The organism is Streptococcus vestibularis ATCC 49124 (assembly GCF_000188295.1).
In the GTDB taxonomy this organism is placed as follows: domain Bacteria; phylum Bacillota; class Bacilli; order Lactobacillales; family Streptococcaceae; genus Streptococcus; species Streptococcus vestibularis.
The window spans coordinates 1,570,430-1,588,601 of the sequence record NZ_GL831112.1 but is presented as its reverse complement, the minus strand read 5'-3'; the positions used below and the strand labels follow the sequence as shown (position 1 = coordinate 1,588,601).

Genomic DNA, 18,172 nt, shown 5'->3' with positions numbered 1-18,172 from the left:
TAGGACACATTATAGTTAAAAACTATAGATATATACAATTATAAACAATTTGCTACAATTCTCATCCTATGGGATAATATTTTTACACTTAAAACAATTAAAGGGAGTTCGTTATGAAATTTAAAAAAATTCTCGGAATTACAGGATTGGCAGTCGCTTCAACAGTAGCTTTGGCTGCTTGTGGTGCTGGTGGTAATAAATCAGCTAAAGATGATAAAACTTTGACAGTTGGTATCATGACATTGGATGATACAACTGAGCCATTGTGGGATAAAGTTAAAGAATTGGCTAAAGACAAGGGTGTTACTATCGAGTTGAAAGAGTTCACAGACTACAATCAACCAAATGAAGCCCTTAAAAACGGTGAAATCGATGTTAATGCTTTCCAACACATTTATTTCTTGAACAACTGGAACAAAGAAAATAAAGGTGATGTTGTTGCGGCAGCTGACACACTTCTTAGCCCAATCCACCTTTTCTCAGGTACTGAAAACGGAAAAGCTAAGTATAAAGATGTTAAAGAGCTTCCAGAAGGAGCTACTATCTCAGTACCTAACGATGGTACAAACGAAAGCCGTGCGTTGACACTTCTTCAAACAGCTGGTTTGATTAAGTTGGATGTTAAAGATGGTGAATTGGCAACTATCAAGAACATTTCTGAAAATCCAAAGAAATTGGAGATTAAAGAAATCGCAGCTGAACAAGCTGCCCAAACTCTTTCATCAGTAGATGCAGCAGTTGTTAACAACTCATACGCACAACAACAAAATGTTGACTATGACACAACTCTCTTCCAAGAAGATCCAAGTCAAGATTTGAAAGATTGGGTTAACATCATTGCAGCTAATAAAGATTGGAAAAAATCAAACAAAGCCGATGCTATCAAGACTTTGATTAAAGCCTATCAAAATGATGAAGTAGCGCAAATCATCTATGATGCATCTAACAAGGTTGACCTTCCAGCATGGAAAGGTGCCCCAACACAAGATCAATTGAAAGCTAATTCAAAGAAATAAGCTAAGGACAGAGGGCGTGTGAGAGCACGCCGTTTTGTCGTGTATGAAGGAGACGATTTGATGGCATTTTCAAGTGAAGAAGAGCAGTTACGAAAATTTCGTAACGATGAAATTGCTCAGCACTATTTTGAAGTTTTGCGGACTTTGATTTCTAAAAAATCTATTTTTGCTCAAAATATTGGTCTCTATGATGTGGCTGCTTATCTTGGTGAGATTTTCTCTAGTGTTGGAGCAGAGGTGACAATTGACGAGACCCATACGGCACCTTTTGTCTTGGCAAAATTCAAGAGTTCAAATCCAGATGCGAAAACAATTATTTTCTATCAACACTATGATACGGTTCCTGCGGATAATGATCAGCCATGGACAGATGACCCTTTCTGTCTGACTGTTCGTAAGGGCTACATGTATGGTCGTGGTGTTGATGATGATAAGGGGCATATTACAGCTCGTCTGACAGCCCTTCGGAAATATATTCGAGAGGTTGGTGACCTTCCTGTAAACATTACATTTATGATGGAGGGCGCTGAAGAATCTGCTTCAACCGACCTTGAAAAATATTTGGAAAAATACCGAGATGACCTTCTTCCAGCAGACCTATTGGTTTGGGAGCAAGGAAATCGAAATAGTAAAGGTCAATTGGAAATCACAGGTGGCAACAAGGGGATTATTACCTTTGACTTGTCTGTCGAGAGTGCTGATGTTGATATTCATTCTAAATTTGGTGCCGTGATTGAATCGGCTTCATGGTATTTGCTCAATGCTATTTCAAGTATGCGTGATGATCAGGGACGTATTCTTATCGATGGTATCTATGAAAAAATTATCCAGCCAAATGAACGTGAGATGGATCTTATCGAGACTTACGCCATTGAAAATGCAGATAGCCTCCGTAAGATTTATGGCTTAAAACTACCTATTTTAGAAAGTGACCGCCGAGCTTTCTTAAAAACTTACTATTTTGAACCTGCTCTTTCTATTGAAGGGATTTCGACAGGTTATCAGGGGCAAGGTGTTAAGACAATTCTACCAGCTCAAGCCAAAGCTAAGATGGAGATGCGCTTGGTCCCTGGTTTGACACCTGAGTATGTTTTGGATTGTATCAAGGCTCACCTCAAAAAAGAGGGGTTTGACCGTATCAAGGTAACCTTCACTCTTGGTGAAGAAAGTTATCGGAGTGATATGTCAGATCCTGCTATTGTCAATGTTATTGAGTTAGCAAAAGGTTTTTATGAAGAGGGTGTTGCTGTGCTTCCAACGGCAGCAGGTACAGGGCCTATGCATATGATTCATCAGGCTTTGGGTGTTCCGATGGCAGCCTTTGGTATAGGGAATGCCAACAGTCGTGACCATGGTGGGGATGAAAATGTTAGCCTAGCAGATTACTACACCCACATTGAACTAATTAAGGAGTTAATTGCAAGTTATGAGTAATGTCATTATTGATTTGAAAAATATTGATATCACCTTTACGCAGAAACGCCGCACCATTCAAGCGGTTAAGGATGTGTCTATCCAGATTGAAAAAGGTGATATTTACGGAATCGTTGGTTATTCAGGGGCTGGTAAATCTACGCTTGTGCGTGCGATTAATCTTTTGCAAGTGCCTACAGCTGGTAAAATCACTGTTGGTAAAGATGTGACTTTTGCAGATGGTAAGGTCCAATTGTCGACAAAAGAATTGCGTCAGAAACGTCAAACGATTGGGATGATTTTCCAACACTTTAACCTTATGTCTCAAAAGACGGCTTATGAAAATGTAGCCTTTGCCCTTCGTCATTCTAAACTAAGCAATGAAGAGAAAGACAAAAAAATTCGTAGTCTCTTGGAATTGGTTGATTTGACTGATCGTGCCGAAAACTATCCTGCACAATTGTCAGGTGGTCAAAAACAACGTGTAGCGATTGCGCGTGCCTTGGCTAACGATCCAGAAATCTTGATTTCAGATGAGTCTACATCAGCTCTAGACCCTAAGACAACTAAACAAATCCTTTCACTTTTGCAAGATTTGAATAAAAAACTTGGGTTGACAGTGGTTATGATTACTCACGAAATGCAAATCGTCAAAGATATTTGTAACCGTGTGGCTGTTATGCAAAATGGACAACTTTTGGAAGAAGGAAGTGTTCTTAATATCTTCTCAAATCCACAAGAGGATTTGACACAAGAATTTATTGAAACTGCAGCAGGGATCGAGGATGCCTTGGCTAAGATTAATGCACAACCTTTGGTGAGAAACTTACCTGCATCTGCACTCCTTGTTCAGCTTAAATATGTAGGTTCTTCAACAGATGAGCCACTCTTGACTGAAATTTTCAAAGATTACGGTGTTTCAAGTAACATTCTTTATGGTAATGTTGAGATTCTAGGTGACACTCCTGTTGGTGAATTGGTCGTTGTCTTGGATGGTGAGGCAGATAAGGTTCTTGCTGCTCAAAAAGCGATTGAAAATGCAGGTGTCAGCTTGCAAGTACTTAAGAAAGGAGCCCAATAATGGCAGATTGGATTCAACAAAACTTTCCAGATATTTATCGTATCGGTATGCAGGGGGTTAATTCTTGGCCAGACGCTATCTATGCGACACTCTACATGACGGTTATTTCCTTCATCATTGGGGGACTTCTTGGTCTTGTTATGGGGCTCTTCTTGGTATTGACAGGTCCTCGTGGCGTCATTGAAAATAAATTCATTTTCCAAATCTTGGATAAAATCACTTCAATCTTCCGTGCCATTCCTTTCATCATCCTCTTAGCGATTTTGAAAGGATTCACTTACTTTATCGTGGGGACTAACCTTGGTATGACAGCGGCTTTGGTTCCATTGTCAGCTGCAACCTTCCCGTTTTTTGCACGTCAAGTACAGGTGGTACTTGCAGATCTTGACCGTGGCGTTATTGAAGCAGCACAAGCTAGTGGTGCAAGTCTTTGGGACACGATTAAGGTTTATCTTGGCGAAGGACTCCCAGAATTGGTTCGTGTATCAACAGTGACTTTGATTTCCCTTGTGGGTGAAACTGCCATGGCTGGAGCTATCGGTGCAGGTGGTCTTGGTTACATCGCCATATATTATGGATACAATCGCTCAAGTACATCAGTTACCATCTTGGCAACCTTCTTGATTTTGATTTTGATTTTCCTTGTTCAGTTTCTCGGTGATTTCTTAACCCGCAAATTGAGTCATAAATAGAATTTGAAAGCCTGTTTACCACAGACTTTTTTCATATCTTGACGATTTCAGTAATTTATCATAATATGGAAACTGTCGAATGCTTTGTGGTTGCGCTAACCACAAAAAGGAGTTAATGAGTTATGAAACGTTTTATTTCAACTTGGAATAGAACCAGTCTAATTAAGCGCATTGCCATTGGTGTGGTAGTGGGTGCTGTGCTTGGTTTATTTATTCCTAAGTTTACGGTTATTGGTCTCTTGGGAGACATGTTTGTTGGTGGTTTGAAGGCAATTGCTCCACTTTTAGTCTTTGCCCTGGTTGCCAATGCCCTTTCCCAAACGCGAGAAGGTCAACAAAGCAACATGAAGACAGTGATTGTTCTTTATCTCTTTGGGACCTTTGCGGCAGCATTGACGGCTGTTATTTCTCACTATATTTTTCCAATTTCTCTGAAGTTGGGAGCAGCAGCAGCGACTAAAGCGACGGCACCTCAAGGTGTGGGAGAAGTCTTTAAAGATTTATTACTTAAGATGGTGGACAACCCTGTCAATGCCTTGGCTCAAGCCAACTATATTGGTGTTTTGGTATGGGCAGTTGTCTTTGGTTTTGCCATGCGAACAGCTAGCAATCACACGAAAGATTTGCTTAATACCTTGGCGGAAGTGACTTCGCAAATCGTTCGTTGGATTATTAACTTGGCCCCATTTGGTATCCTTGGTCTAGTCTTTAATACTATTTCTGAGAATGGTGTCGGTGTTTTGGCGGATTATGGTGTCCTAATCCTTGTTTTAGTGGGAACAATGGCCTTTGTTGCCTTGGTTGTTAATCCAATCATTGCTTTTATGATGATGGGCAAAAATCCTTTCCCACTAGTTTTCCGTTGTTTGAAAGATTCAGGGATTACAGCCTTCTTTACTCGCTCGTCAGCGGCTAATATTCCCGTTAACCTTCAATTGTGTGAGGACCTTGGCTTGAATCCTGATACCTATTCTGTTTCTATCCCTCTAGGGTCAACTATTAACATGGCAGGAGCGGCTGTGACAATCAATGTTTTGACGCTTGCTGCAGTGACTACTTTGGGAATTGAGGTTGATTTTGCAACAGCCCTTATTCTTAGTGTGGTTTCAGCTATTTCTGCTTGCGGTGCCTCAGGTATTGCAGGAGGTTCCCTTCTCTTGGTACCCGTAGCATGTAGCCTCTTTGGGATCTCAAATGATTTAGCTATGCAAGTTGTTGGTGTCGGCTTTATCGTCGGTGTCATCCAAGACTCTTGTGAAACAGCTCTCAACTCGTCAACAGATGTTCTTTTTACAGCAGTAGCAGAAAAAAGTCGTTGGAATAAATCTTAGATAACTACTACATGGTCAGCCTCTTGGGCTGACTTTTTGATTTTAGAGGGAAACATAGGTAAAGGCTATAACTAGCTCAAGAATTTGTCATCTTTAAAATATCTATAAAATGTGATAAAATAAACGTCTCTAATAGAAAAAGGTGAGATATTTATGACTAATAACCTATTAGTACTTCAATCGGATTTTGGTTTGGTTGATGGTGCTGTTTCGGCCATGATTGGTGTGGCCCTTCAGGAAGAAGCGAGTTTGGGAGTTCATCACCTGACACATGATATTACTCCCTACAACACTTTTGAGGCTTCTTATCGTTTGTTTCAGACCGTTGAATACTGGCCAGAGGGGACAACCTTTGTTTCGGTAGTTGATCCGGGTGTAGGTTCCTCACGTAAAAGTGTGGTTGCCTTAACAAAGACAGGGCAATATATCGTCACACCAGATAACGGAACACTTTCTTATATCAAGAAGGTTGTTGGTATCGTGGCTGTTCGTGAGATTTCCGAGGTTGAGAATCGTCGTAGTAATACAGAGCTTTCCTATACCTTCCATGGTCGTGATGTTTATGCCTATACAGGTGCCAAATTAGCTTCTGGTCATATCAGTTTTGAAGAAGTTGGTCCTGAGTTACCTGTGGACAAAATTTTAGAACTTCCAGTGGTTGAAACCATCATAGAGGATAATTTGGTTCGTGGGGCGATTGACATTTTGGATGTCCGTTTCGGCTCTCTTTGGACCTCTATCACACGTGATGACTTTTACGCGTTGGAACCAAACTTTGGTGATCGATTCGAAGTAACCATCTTTAACAATGATATGTTGGTCTACCAAAACCAAGTTACCTATGGGAAATCTTTTGCGGATGTTCGTATCGGTCAGCCAATTATTTATATCAATTCCCTCTATCGTGTTGGCTTAGCCATTAACCAAGGGTCTTTTGCTAAGGCTTATAATGTTGGTGTAGGGTCTAACTGGCACATTGAAATCAAACGTTTAGGAGATTAAAGTAAGATTATGAAAAATAATTCAATTCGTACAGTAGTTGCGACAGGTATTGGTGCAGCACTCTTTATTATCATTGGTATGTTTGTTAATATCCCTATTTTTGGGAACACTAGCATCCAACTTCAGTATGCTGTTCAAGCCCTATTCTCAGTGATTTATGGGCCTATTACAGGTTTCTTTATGGGCTTTATTGGCCATGCGCTTAAAGATGGCATCCAATACGGAAATATCTCATGGGCTTGGGTACTTGCAAGTGCTATTACAGGACTTGTAATTGGTCTATTCAACAAAAAATATGATGTGACAACTGGCAAGTTTTCTTTGATGAGTATGATTTGGTTTAACCTAGCACAAGCATTGGCCCTCCTTATTGCCTATGGTATTGTTACCCCTATTGGTGATAGACTCCAATTTGCACAAGCCTGGTCATACCTTTATGCACAAAGTTTTGTAGCTGGCGTAGCTAACTTTATTACAATTGCAATTGGAGGAACACTCCTTCTTGCAATCTATGCTAGATCACGTACACAATCTGGTAGTCTTACCAAAGATTAGCATGACTTATAGGAGAGTGGGACTGTCAGTTTGTTTTGATACCTCCTCTCTTTTTTAGTAGAAATATGGATAAATACATTAGTTTTAATCACTTTACATTTCAATATGATGCACAAGCAGAAGCGACGCTTAAAGATATCAGCTTTGATATTGCCAAGGGCGAAAAAGTCCTAATCTTAGGTCCTTCTGGTAGTGGAAAGTCGACCCTAGCTCAGTGTCTTAATGGTATCATACCGAATATTCATAAAGGTCAGGCAAAAGGCCAGGTAAGGATAGATGGTCAGGATATTTTCAATCAATCTATCTATGATAAGTCACAGTCGGTATCTACGGTATTGCAGGATCCAGATGGTCAGTTTATTGGCCTAACAGTAGCCGAGGATTTGGCTTTTGCTTTGGAGAATGATTGTGCTGATCAAAGTGAGATGAAAGATAAGGTAGCCCTCTGGGCTGAGCGTCTAGACTTAACCTCTCTTTTGAATCACCGCCCTCAAGATTTATCAGGTGGCCAAAAGCAACGAGTCAGTTTAGCTGGTGTCTTGATTGATGAGAGTCCTATTCTTCTATTTGATGAGCCTCTAGCAAATTTAGATCCTAAATCAGGACAGGGAACCATTGACCTCATTGATAAGATTCACGAGGAGGTAGGAGCTACGACGATTATTATTGAGCATCGTCTAGAAGATGTCCTTTATCGTCCCGTTGACCGCATTTTACTGGTCAATAAAGGAGAGCTCCTCTTTAACGGTAGGCCAGATGAGCTTTTATCGAGTACACTTTTGTTGGAAAATGGGATTCGAGACCCCCTGTATCTGACGGTTTTACGTCAGTTGGGATTTGATACAACTAGAGCACAAAATCTTAGCCAACTAGATGCTTTGGATTTGTCTGGATTAGGTATCCCAGATAGCGTTTTGAGAGATAAAACGGAAACTTCGACCGATTCTATTTTGAAGGTTGAGGGGCTTAGCGTTTCCTATGGAGATAATCCAGCAGTCATAGAGGATATGTCCTTTAGCTTGAAGAAAGGAGAGCGACTAGCGATTGTCGGTAAAAATGGGGCTGGGAAGTCGACGCTTGCTAAGGCTCTATGTGGTTTTGTCCCTAGTCAAGGGCAATTAATTTACAAGGGTCGGGATATTAGTCAGGATAGCATTGCCGAGCGTTCAGAACGTATAGGCTTTGTTTTGCAAAACCCAAATCAGATGATTAGCCAAACTATGATTTTTGATGAGGTGGCTCTTGGTTTGCGCTTGCGAGGAATTGAAGAGACTGAGGTTGAAGAGCGTGTTCATGAGGTCCTGAAGACTTGTGGCCTCTATAGTTTTCGTAAATGGCCCATTTCTGCGCTTTCCTTTGGTCAGAAAAAGCGCGTGACCATTGCATCTATCTTGGTTTTGAAACCTGAAATCATTATCTTGGATGAGCCAACGGCTGGTCAAGATTACAAGACTTACACAGATATCATGAATTTCTTGGACAGTCTTCAGAAGCAAGGTCATACCATTGTGATGATTACTCATGACATGCAGCTCATGTTGGAATATAGCGATCGTTGTATCGTTGTACTTGAAGGTAAAATCATTGCAGATGATAATCCTGTTACCATTCTCAATCAGAAGGACCTACTTGAGTCAGCCAATCTCAAGCAGACATCTCTTTATAGCTTAGGTCAGAAGTTGTTATGTGATCCAGTAAAAGTAACCCAGTATTATATAGAAAAAGGAGGGCCTTATGTCTAATCGTTTAATAGGTTATCAACCAGGTCGAGGTTTCCTCTATGATTTGTCTGGGGCGAGTAAGATGCTATTCTTTATCTTGGTTTCAGTTGCTTGTATGGCTACCTATGATCCACGCTTTATCCTAGCAGTAGGCCTACTTTCGATTTATCTCTTTAACTTGGCCAACATTTGTTGGAGAGATATTTCTTTTGTTGTGAAGATCATTGGCTCGATTGCCCTTTTTAATCTACTTATGGTTTATCTTTTCGCACCTAGTTATGGTGAAGAAATTTATGGAGCTAAGACAGTTCTGATTGAAGGATGGGGGCGTTTCTATTTAACCAGTCAGGAGCTCTTTTATCTTGCAAATCTTTTGCTTAAGTATTTTTCAACAGTCCCTCTTGCCATTCTTTTTCTTATGACGACCCATCCCAGTCAGTTTGCGGCTAGTCTTAATCAGATTGGTATTCCCTATAAGTTTGCTTACTCCGTCAGTTTGACCTTGCGTTATATTCCAGATATTCAAGAAGAATTCTTTACTATTCGTAAGGCTCAAGAAGCGCGTGGTTTGGATTTGTCACAAAAGGCGGGACTGGTCAAACGTATTCGTGGGAATCTACAAATCGTTCTCCCTCTGATTTTTTCGTCACTCGAACGTATTGATACTGTATCGACGGCTATGGAATTACGCCGATTTGGTCAATACAAAAAACGTACATGGTATGTGCACAAATCCTTGACTAAACAAGATTATCTTGTAATCGTATCAGCTACTCTTTTATTGGGAATTAGTCTGGAGTTGATTTATCTTAACCATGGGCGTTTTTACAATCCATGGATTTGAAGTTGTCTTTCAGTGAGTTCTAAATAAACGAAAGAGTTCTGAGATGTCTATAGCATCTTCAGAGCTTTTTTAGTTTTTTATTCCCAATTTTTGAACGATATTTGTATGAAATTTTCAATAAAGTACTTTATTGTGAAAACGTTTCTGTGATATAATTAAGGGAGTATTGATATAACTAAAAGAGTCTTGATATTATTAAGGAGGAAATTATGTCTAACCTTTCAGTAAATGCTATCCGTTTTCTAGGGGTAGATGCGATTAACCAAGCTAACTCTGGTCACCCTGGTGTGGTAATGGGTGCAGCACCAATGGGTTACACTTTGTTTACTAAGCAAATTCATGTCAATCCTGAAGTTCCAAATTGGATTAATCGTGACCGTTTTGTTTTGTCGGCAGGTCATGGTTCAATGCTTCTTTATGCGCTCCTTCATTTGTCAGGATTTAAAGATTTGAGTATTGAAGAGCTTAAACAATTCCGTCAATGGGGTTCTAAGACACCTGGTCACCCAGAATTTGGTCATACAGTTGGTGTAGATGCTACCTCAGGTCCACTTGGGCAAGGTATTGCTACAGCTGTTGGTATGGCACAAGCGGAACGTTTCTTGGCTTCTCGTTACAACAAGGAAGGTTTCCCAATCTTTGACCATTATACTTATGTTATTGCGGGGGATGGTTGCTTTATGGAAGGCGTTTCTGGCGAAGCGTCATCTTATGCTGGTCTTCAAAAATTGGATAAATTGATTGTCTTGTACGATTCAAATGATATCAACCTTGACGGTGAAACTAAAGATTCATTTACTGAAGACGTACGTGCACGTTATGAAGCCTATGGTTGGAATACTGAGTTTGTTCAAGATGGAACGGATGTTGAAGCTATCAATGCTGCTATTGAAAGTGCAAAAGCAAGTGGTAAACCATCTTTGATTGAGGTTAAGACTGTTATTGGTCATGGTGCTCCTAATAAACAAGGAACCAACGGTGTTCACGGTGCTCCTCTTGGACCAGATGAAACAGCAGCTGCAAGAGAAAACTTGGGTTGGAACTATGCTCCATTTGAAGTTCCAAAAGAAGTTTATGCTGATTTCAAGGAAAATACAGTTGATCGTGGTCGTCAGGCCTATGACGCTTGGATTGCTTTGGTAGATGAGTACAAACAATCTTACCCAGAACTTGGTGCTGAACTTGAACGCATTCTTGAAGGTAAGGATGCAGTTGAATTCCAAGCTTCAGACTTCCCAGCTCTTGAAAATGGTTATTCACAAGCAACTCGTAATTCAAGTCAAGATGCTTTGAATGTTATTGCTGATAAAGTGCCAACATTCCTAGGTGGTTCTGCGGATTTGGCTCACTCAAATATGACTTACATTAAATCTGACGGTCTACAAGATGATGCACATCGTCTTAACCGTAACATTCAATTTGGTGTACGTGAGTTTGCGATGGGAACAGTCTTGAATGGTATGTCTCTCCATGGTGGACTTCGTGTTTACGGTGGTACCTTCTTCGTATTCTCAGACTATGTAAAAGCAGCAGTTCGTTTGTCTGCACTTCAAGGACTTCCAGTTACTTATGTCTTTACTCACGACTCTATTGCAGTCGGTGAAGATGGACCGACTCATGAACCAATCGAACATCTAGCTGGACTTCGTGCTATTCCAAACCTTAATGTTTATCGTCCGGCAGATGCGCGTGAAACACAAGCTGCATGGTATCAAGCTGTAACTTCTAAATCAACACCTACGGCGCTTGTTTTGACACGTCAAAACTTGACTGTTGAAGAAGGAACAGATTTTGATAAAGTCTCAAAAGGTGCTTATGTTGTTCATGAAACAGCAGCAGATTTTGATACTATTCTCCTTGCTTCTGGTTCAGAAGTAAATCTTGCAGTAGCATCAGCAAAAGCTTTGGAATCAGAAGGTTACAAAGTTCGTGTTGTGAGTGTTCCATCAACAGATGTCTTTGATGCACAAGATCAAGCCTACAAAGAGGAAGTTCTTCCAAATGCAGTTCGTCGTCGTGTAGCAATCGAAATGGCAGCAAGTCTACCATGGTATAAATATGTTGGTTTAGACGGTGCTGTGATTGGAATTGATACATTTGGTGCCTCAGCTCCAGCTGCTAAAATTATTGAAGAATATGGCTTTACAGTAGAAAATGTCGTTGAAACAGTAAAAGGTATGAACTAAGATAATTTGAATTCTTAGACAAAAAAACATTGGTTGTAAGGACCAATGTTTTTTGTCTAATGAAGAAAGGGTCCCTAGGGCTGTTAACGATGTATTTGAGACACTGGGTGGCCCAATCTATCATGGTGAAGACTGTCATTTCTCTAACTACTTTGCAAAACATGGTAAGGACTTTGATATTGGAGTAGCTATCAATAACTATCTAGGTATTCAAGAAATGTTAGTCTATCTAAGTCATTTTATTTCAAATATCCTAAATAATCGAATTTTTCTAGTGTTCGATTGTCAGCGACTACTAGAATAATTCCTTCGGTAGGTAGTTTATTTGTTGGGTCAAAGTGAGTGTTTAACCTACCATTTTCCTCATCTCTAAAACCAATAACGTTGACATTATAAGTTTGTCTTAGATTTAAAGTATGCAAGGACTTTCCGGCCCATTCATTAGGGATTTTCAACTCAATTAAAGCCACATCATCCTCTAAATGAAAAACATTTGATATATTATAGCGGAGGATATTTGAAGCCAATTCTTTTGCTGTGCTACGTTCAGGGGTGATTACCCAGTTAGCACCCATTCCGTAAAGGACTTCCTCATAATTGTTATTCGTAGCTTTGGCGATAATATTTGTGATACCAAGTTTTTTACATTGTAGGAGCGCTAGCGCAGACGATTCTAGGTGTTCTCCAGTTGCAATAATGACTGAGTCACAAGTATCGATACCAGCAGAACGTAGAAATTCAATGTCAGTAATGTCCCCAACAGCAGCCTTAGTCACCTGATCAGCAAGGGAATCAATTGTTGTAGAGTTGTTGTCCAAGGCAATGACATCTTGTCCAAAAGAGGAGAGTTCGGTTGCAATTGTTTGTCCAAAGATTCCTAAACCGAGGACCCCAATAATTTGTGTTTTCATATAAAATCCTTTCAGAATATTGTCAATTAATAAAATAGTTTAGCCGACTGAAATGTCAGTTGGGGCATAAGAAACATGTTTTTCTTTTTTGTCATCAAGCTCAAGATAACAGTAATAGGTCCGACACGACCAATGAACATCAGAGCCATGATAACGAAGCGTCCTAGGTTATTTAGATTAGGGGTCAAATCCATTGAAACACCAACGGTAGCAATGGCTGACACACTCTCAAAAAGTAGGCCTAGTGGTGAGAGAGTAGGATTAGTTTCCAGCAAAATAACATAGCCGACAAAGAGCATCGTTAGGAAAAAGAGTATAACTGTGAATGCTTGCAAAATGGTTTTATTAGATATAATACGGTTTCGAAAAACAACGCTCGAGTTACCAGACAGCTCTGACTTAAAAAGTAGGAACATGATAGAGGCAGTTGTCACCTTGATACCACCCGCAGTTCCTCCAGGACCACCCCCAATAATCATCTGAATCATAAAAAGAAGATTTGTAGAAAAATCAGCATTGGTGTAGGAAATAGTCGCAAAACCAGCGGTACGCATGGTTACAGTCTGAAAGAAACTTACCAGAAGTTGCTGCCAGACATTGAGAGTACCGATGGTTTTAGAGTTATCCATTTCCAGCAACCAAGCAAGTAGTGTTCCTCCTAATAGGAGACAACCTGTACTTATAAGCACAAGACGGCTTTGATTATTGAAAGGTCTCCAAGCTAATTTCCAATTCCTTGGACGATCTTTAATATAACGTCTCATTAGTTGAATCAAATCAATCCAAACTGCAAATCCCAAGCTTCCAGACATGATGAGAAAAGCTACAGCAAGGTTAATGGTTGGATTGGTTGAATAATCCTGTAAACTGTTAGAACCTAAGTTATCAAATCCAGCATTACAAAAGGCAGAGACAGCTAGAAAGAGACTATTAAAAATGCCATGACCAAGTCCAAAACGAGGAATGAAATCAGTCATAATCACAAGTGATGCCATAGCTTCAATAGAAAAAGTTATTTTATAGACCTTAAAAAGATAAGACTTCAAATCTTTTTGGCTATCCCTACTAAGTGCGGATTGAAGGAGATCTTGATCGCTCAGTCCTAATTTATTTTTAAGGGTATAGGTACTAAAGGCTACAAGAGAGACTAGTCCAAGTCCTCCCGTCTGCATGAGAAGCATAGAGAGAATTTGACCAAGACCATTGTAAGCCTTACTGACCGGGACAACAGAAAGTCCAGTCACACAGACCATTGACACAGTATTGAAGAGATGGTCTAGATAGCTTGTTTCTGGACTGTTAACATAGTGGCTTATGGGAAGGCTAAGTAAACTACTCCCCACTATGATGACAAAGACAAAGCTGAGCACAAGTTTTTGCGTGACAGAAAGACGATTGATCAATGAAAACCTCCGAGTTATCATAAGAATAAATAATAATCCAAGAAGCAAGAAACATCCTTGGATAAACGTTATAACGGCTTTTTGTTAGGCATCCCAGCACGACGTGGGTACTTATTTGGGGTTTCTTTTTTCTTATTGACAATGGTGATATTACGTCCATCCCCATTTGGCAGTTTATAGTTCTCGTTGAGAACAGACTTGGCAAAAAGTAAGTTCAAGGCATTTTTAGCATTGGCTAGCTCTTCGTCAGCTGCTGCAGCTTTAAGTGCAATAAGCTGCCCACCCACTTTTAAGAAAGGAATGGTCAATTCTGAGAGAACCTGCATGCGTGCAACAGCACGGGCAGTTACAATATCAAACTGAGCACGGAAGGCCTTGTCTTGTCCAAAATCCTCTGCACGTCCATGATAGAAGTGAACACCGCTGAGATCAAGTTCATCGGCCAAGAGATTAAGGAAATTGATGCGTTTATTAAGAGAGTCAATGATAGTCACATCAAGTTCAGGACAAAGAATTTTCATAGGGAGACTTGGAAATCCAGCTCCAGCTCCGATATCGAGAAGTCGAATAGTCTGATTTTTAATATGTCCTTGGAGAACAGGAGCTAGGGAATCGTAGAAATGTTTGAGGTAGACCTCGTCTCTTTCTGTGATTGCAGTAAGGTTGATCTTTTCGTTCCATTCTACCAAGAGCTCAAAGTAGCGTTGGAATTGGTCTTTTTGTTTTTGGCTGAGATCGAACCCCAGTTCTTTCAGAGCCTTGTAAAAATCTTCAGGTGTCATTTTATATTCCTTTTATCTAGTTTCAATGCCCCTATTTTACCATAATTAATTTCTTTCATCTAATGGCAAAAGATTGTTTAAGATTAAGTAAGAACCAGTTTTTAATAAGCTGCTAAAAAAATTCCTAAGTTGAAAATTATGTAATATTAAAGATGTTATTTTCTCTTTAAAATCTGATATAATGTTAGTTAAGTCTAAAATCATAATTACTCGCTTTAATGAAAAGTGAATATAGGGGATTATGGTCTTGTGGATTGAAAATAGATCCCTATGGGAAAATTTAATTTGAGGATTAAAAATGATTTATCTTTCAGAAGTTAGAAAGTCTCCAGAAGGGCTAGCCTTTAATGAAGCACCTTCTTTGTTGGAGTCAATTAAAGAACGCTATGACCAAGTTTTAAATCTTGAACAACTTCAAGCAAGTGGTCATGTAGTCTATGATAATGGCTTATATCTTTTAGATTATCAACTTAGCTATGATATTACTTTGCCATCTAGCCGGTCACTTGAGCCTACGACACTTGGGTTTAATTACCCAGTCTCGGAAACCTTTATACAAGAGGCTGATGCTGCTCTTCAAAAGGAATTAGTCGAAGAAAATCTAGTTCTTATCTTGGATGGCGATACTATTAACCTTAATGAGAGTATTTTAGATAATATTCTTCTTAATATTCCTTTGAGAGTGCTGACACCTGAAGAGGAATCAGGACAAATTTCGCTCTCAGGTAATGACTGGGAAGTCTTGTCAGAAGAGGATTTTGAAGCTCTTAAAGAAGAGAAGAAAGAGGCAAGTAATCCTTTTGCTCAATTGAATGGACTATTTGATGACAATTAATTCAAAAAAACAAACTAAAAATGTTTGACAATTTTAAAATTCTATATTATTCTATCATTATAAGCTAATTTTCGGATTTTTTCATTGGGTAAATCTAAATACTTTTTGGGGAAATGGAAGTCAAAAAATTTTTTATGAAAGTGGTAAATAGTTATTATGAGCAAACGCATTTTGATTGTTGAAGATGAGAGAAACCTTGCTCGTTTTGTCTCTCTTGAACTTCAACACGAAGGATATGACGTTGTGACAGCAGACAACGGACGCGAAGGACTTGAAATGGCACTTGAGAAAGATTTCGATCTTATTCTCTTGGACCTTATGTTGCCTGAGATGGACGGTTTCGAAGTGACACGTCGTCTCCAACAAGAAAAAAATACTTATATTATGATGATGACAGCTCGCGACTCAATCATGGATATTGTTGCCGGTTTGGACCGTGGAGCTGATGACTATATTGTAAAACCATTTGCGATTGAAGAACTGTTGGCACGTATTCGTGCAACCTTCCGTCGACAAGATATCGAAGCTACTAAGAATGCACCAGCTAAAGCGTCAACCTATCGCGATTTGAAATTGGATGTTCAAAACCGTGCAGTTATTCGTGGTGATGAGGCGATTCCATTGACAAAACGTGAGTTTGATTTGTTGAACACACTTTTAAGCAATATGAACCAAGTAATGACTCGTGAGGAACTCTTGCTTCAAGTCTGGAAATATGATGACGTAATTGAAACAAACGTTGTAGATGTTTATATTCGTTACTTACGTGGGAAAATCGACATTCCAGGTAAGGAATCATATATTCAAACAGTACGAGGGATGGGTTACGTTATCCGTGAAAAATGAGTAAATTATTTGGTAAAGTAACCATTAGAAAAAAGTTGACCATAACAGCTGCTGTGGTCTTCTTTATTGTATTGTCGATGTTCACTCTGGTTGTTGTTCTCTCAGCCAATACGCTTCTTTTGCAACGTGAACGTCAAAATGTAAATAATACAATCTCAAAAGTTGTTACTTATATCGAAAAGGACTGGGACTCTGATGAAGAGTTGAGTCCAGAATCGCTTTTATCGGCCCTTTATTCACCGAAAAATATCTATGGATCAATGATTAATGGAGTGCTTTCTGAAAAGCATTCCTTAGATGGTCAAGTTGCGGTTTCTAATAAATTATATTCCAATCAGTCTGTCTATGTTTATGACAAAAAGGGAACTTTTATCTTTACTTCTGAGGAGGATACAGACTCACCTCCAGGCATGTCTGAGGTCAATAAACTGAAGTCGGTTTCCTATAAAGGTAAACGTGGTTTCTTATTACAAGTTCCAATCTATGGCAAGGATAAGAAGACCATTGTTGGGTATGCTCAAGTTTTCCATGATTTGGAATTTTACTATGCGTTAAAAGAGCGTCTAATTTTTCTATTGATATTCCTTGAAGTAGGAATAACTGTCTTAGTTATTGCAGTAACTGTAGTTGTCTTGACATCTATTCTTCGTCCGATGAGGCAGTTGCACGAAACGATGGGTATTATTACAGATTCGCCAAGTGACTTGGAGCTTCGTTCTAAGATTGAGAGTCATGATGAGATTGGTGATTTGGCGGTTAACTTTAACCGTATGATGGATAAAATTCAAGAAAATAATCAGATGCAGATGCGTTTCTTGAGTGACGTCAGTCACGAATTACGTACTCCAATTGCAGTTATTAAGGGACATATGGACCTCTTGCAACGTTGGGGTAAAAATGATCCTGAAATCCTTGAAGAAAGTCTTGAAGCTGCAAGTCACGAAGCCAACCGTATGACGATTATGATTAACGATATGTTGGATTCTATTCGTGTTAAAGGGTCATTTGACAATCATAGAAATGATACATGTGATTTGAATTCTTCAATCCGTACGGTTATTGGGAATTTCCGTGTCCTACATGAAGACTACCAATTCTACCTCAATGATTTTGAGAGTTCAGAGCGTCCAGCACAGATTTACAGCCAGCACTTTGAACAGGTTATTACTATTTTGATTGATAATGCAGTCAAGTATTCGCCTGTTAATAAGGAAATCCAGGTTACTATCAAGGCTCTGGAAGATGAGATGTTAGTACAGGTACAGGATAATGGTGAGGGTATCTCCAAAGAAGATATTGAACATATCTTTGAACGCTTCTATCGTTCAGATAAGGCGCGTAACCGTACGACAACCCAATCTGGTGTGGGTATTGGCTTATCAATCCTCTATCAAATTGTGGAAGCTTATCGATGCCATATTGATGTCAGTTCAGAACTTGGTGTGGGTACACGTTTTGACCTCTACATTCCTTTTGCAGGGTCAGAAACTACGACACCTCAACTTGAGGATTAAGTCAATTTACAAGAGATTTATACTAATGCTCAATCATGAG

General features: G+C 39.5%; 15 protein-coding genes and 2 pseudogenes. 14 read left to right on the top strand and 3 right to left on the bottom strand.

The window, feature by feature from the left end; all coding sequences use genetic code 11:
• The first annotated feature begins 113 nt into the window (after nt 1-113).
• The 11 genes and pseudogenes from HMPREF9425_RS07655 to HMPREF9425_RS10405 form a co-directional block, all read left to right on the top strand.
• Complete coding sequence (locus tag HMPREF9425_RS07655) at nt 114-1,016, top strand: MetQ/NlpA family ABC transporter substrate-binding protein (protein WP_003092208.1); 903 nt, start codon at nt 114-116, stop codon at nt 1,014-1,016.
• 60 nt (nt 1,017-1,076) lie between these two features.
• Nucleotides 1,077-2,450 carry a M20/M25/M40 family metallo-hydrolase gene (locus HMPREF9425_RS07650; RefSeq protein ID WP_037621579.1) on the top strand — a complete coding sequence of 458 codons (1,374 nt, stop codon included), beginning with the start codon at nt 1,077-1,079 and terminating at the stop codon, nt 2,448-2,450.
• The gene (locus HMPREF9425_RS07645; RefSeq protein ID WP_003092247.1) at nt 2,443-3,510 is read left to right on the top strand and encodes a methionine ABC transporter ATP-binding protein; all 1,068 of its coding nucleotides are present in this window, start codon (nt 2,443-2,445) and stop codon (nt 3,508-3,510) included. The genes HMPREF9425_RS07650 and HMPREF9425_RS07645 overlap by 8 nt, the downstream gene beginning before the upstream one ends.
• The gene (locus HMPREF9425_RS07640; protein ID WP_003092149.1) at nt 3,510-4,202 is read left to right on the top strand and encodes a methionine ABC transporter permease; all 693 of its coding nucleotides are present in this window, start codon (nt 3,510-3,512) and stop codon (nt 4,200-4,202) included. Before HMPREF9425_RS07645 ends, HMPREF9425_RS07640 begins: the two co-directional genes overlap by 1 nt.
• 122 nt (nt 4,203-4,324) lie before the next feature.
• Complete coding sequence (sstT, locus tag HMPREF9425_RS07635; protein WP_003097968.1) at nt 4,325-5,533, top strand: serine/threonine transporter SstT; 1,209 nt, start codon at nt 4,325-4,327, stop codon at nt 5,531-5,533.
• A gap of 153 nt (nt 5,534-5,686) precedes the next feature.
• On the top strand, nt 5,687-6,535 hold the full coding sequence (locus tag HMPREF9425_RS07630) for an SAM hydrolase/SAM-dependent halogenase family protein (protein ID WP_003097965.1): 849 nt from the start codon (nt 5,687-5,689) through the stop codon (nt 6,533-6,535).
• A gap of 9 nt (nt 6,536-6,544) precedes the next feature.
• A complete protein-coding gene (locus HMPREF9425_RS07625) occupies nt 6,545-7,090 on the top strand; it encodes an ECF-type riboflavin transporter substrate-binding protein (protein WP_003092236.1) in 546 nt (181 codons plus the stop codon).
• A 65-nt stretch (nt 7,091-7,155) separates the two neighbouring features.
• Entirely contained in the window at nt 7,156-8,832 is a 1,677-nt protein-coding gene (locus HMPREF9425_RS07620) for an ABC transporter ATP-binding protein (protein ID WP_003097962.1), read from the top strand.
• Nucleotides 8,825-9,655: an energy-coupling factor transporter transmembrane component T family protein gene (locus HMPREF9425_RS07615; RefSeq protein ID WP_003092123.1), complete on the top strand. Its 831-nt coding sequence runs from the start codon at nt 8,825-8,827 to the stop codon at nt 9,653-9,655. The genes HMPREF9425_RS07620 and HMPREF9425_RS07615 overlap by 8 nt, the downstream gene beginning before the upstream one ends.
• Before the next feature lie 209 nt (nt 9,656-9,864).
• Nucleotides 9,865-11,841, top strand: coding sequence for a transketolase (gene tkt / locus HMPREF9425_RS07610; protein ID WP_003097959.1), 1,977 nt, complete (start codon nt 9,865-9,867; stop codon nt 11,839-11,841).
• 52 nt (nt 11,842-11,893) lie between these two features.
• A pseudogene (locus HMPREF9425_RS10405) lies at nt 11,894-12,064 on the top strand (ascorbate 6-phosphate lactonase); the annotation flags it as partial.
• A 16-nt stretch (nt 12,065-12,080) separates the two neighbouring features.
• On the opposite strand, the gene HMPREF9425_RS07605 reads toward HMPREF9425_RS10405, so the two are convergent.
• From HMPREF9425_RS07605 to rsmG, 3 genes and pseudogenes are all read right to left on the bottom strand, one after another.
• A complete protein-coding gene (locus HMPREF9425_RS07605) occupies nt 12,081-12,752 on the bottom strand; it encodes a potassium channel family protein (protein WP_003092220.1) in 672 nt (223 codons plus the stop codon).
• Nucleotides 12,753-12,791: 39 nt separating this feature from the next.
• Nucleotides 12,792-14,155: pseudogene (locus HMPREF9425_RS07600) on the bottom strand (TrkH family potassium uptake protein).
• A 68-nt stretch (nt 14,156-14,223) separates the two neighbouring features.
• A complete protein-coding gene (gene rsmG, locus HMPREF9425_RS07595; RefSeq protein ID WP_003097955.1) occupies nt 14,224-14,937 on the bottom strand; it encodes a 16S rRNA (guanine(527)-N(7))-methyltransferase RsmG in 714 nt (237 codons plus the stop codon).
• Between the two features lie 298 nt (nt 14,938-15,235).
• Here rsmG and HMPREF9425_RS07590 point away from each other — a divergent pair, with 298 nt between their 5' ends.
• The 3 genes from HMPREF9425_RS07590 (at nt 15,236) to HMPREF9425_RS07580 (ending at nt 18,132) form a co-directional block, all read left to right on the top strand.
• On the top strand, nt 15,236-15,772 hold the full coding sequence (locus HMPREF9425_RS07590) for a DUF177 domain-containing protein (protein WP_003097953.1): 537 nt from the start codon (nt 15,236-15,238) through the stop codon (nt 15,770-15,772).
• 156 nt (nt 15,773-15,928) lie between these two features.
• The gene (locus HMPREF9425_RS07585; RefSeq protein ID WP_003097952.1) at nt 15,929-16,618 is read left to right on the top strand and encodes a response regulator transcription factor; all 690 of its coding nucleotides are present in this window, start codon (nt 15,929-15,931) and stop codon (nt 16,616-16,618) included.
• Entirely contained in the window at nt 16,615-18,132 is a 1,518-nt protein-coding gene (locus HMPREF9425_RS07580; RefSeq protein ID WP_003097950.1) for a HAMP domain-containing sensor histidine kinase, read from the top strand. The genes HMPREF9425_RS07585 and HMPREF9425_RS07580 overlap by 4 nt, the downstream gene beginning before the upstream one ends.
• Nucleotides 18,133-18,172 lie beyond the last annotated feature (40 nt).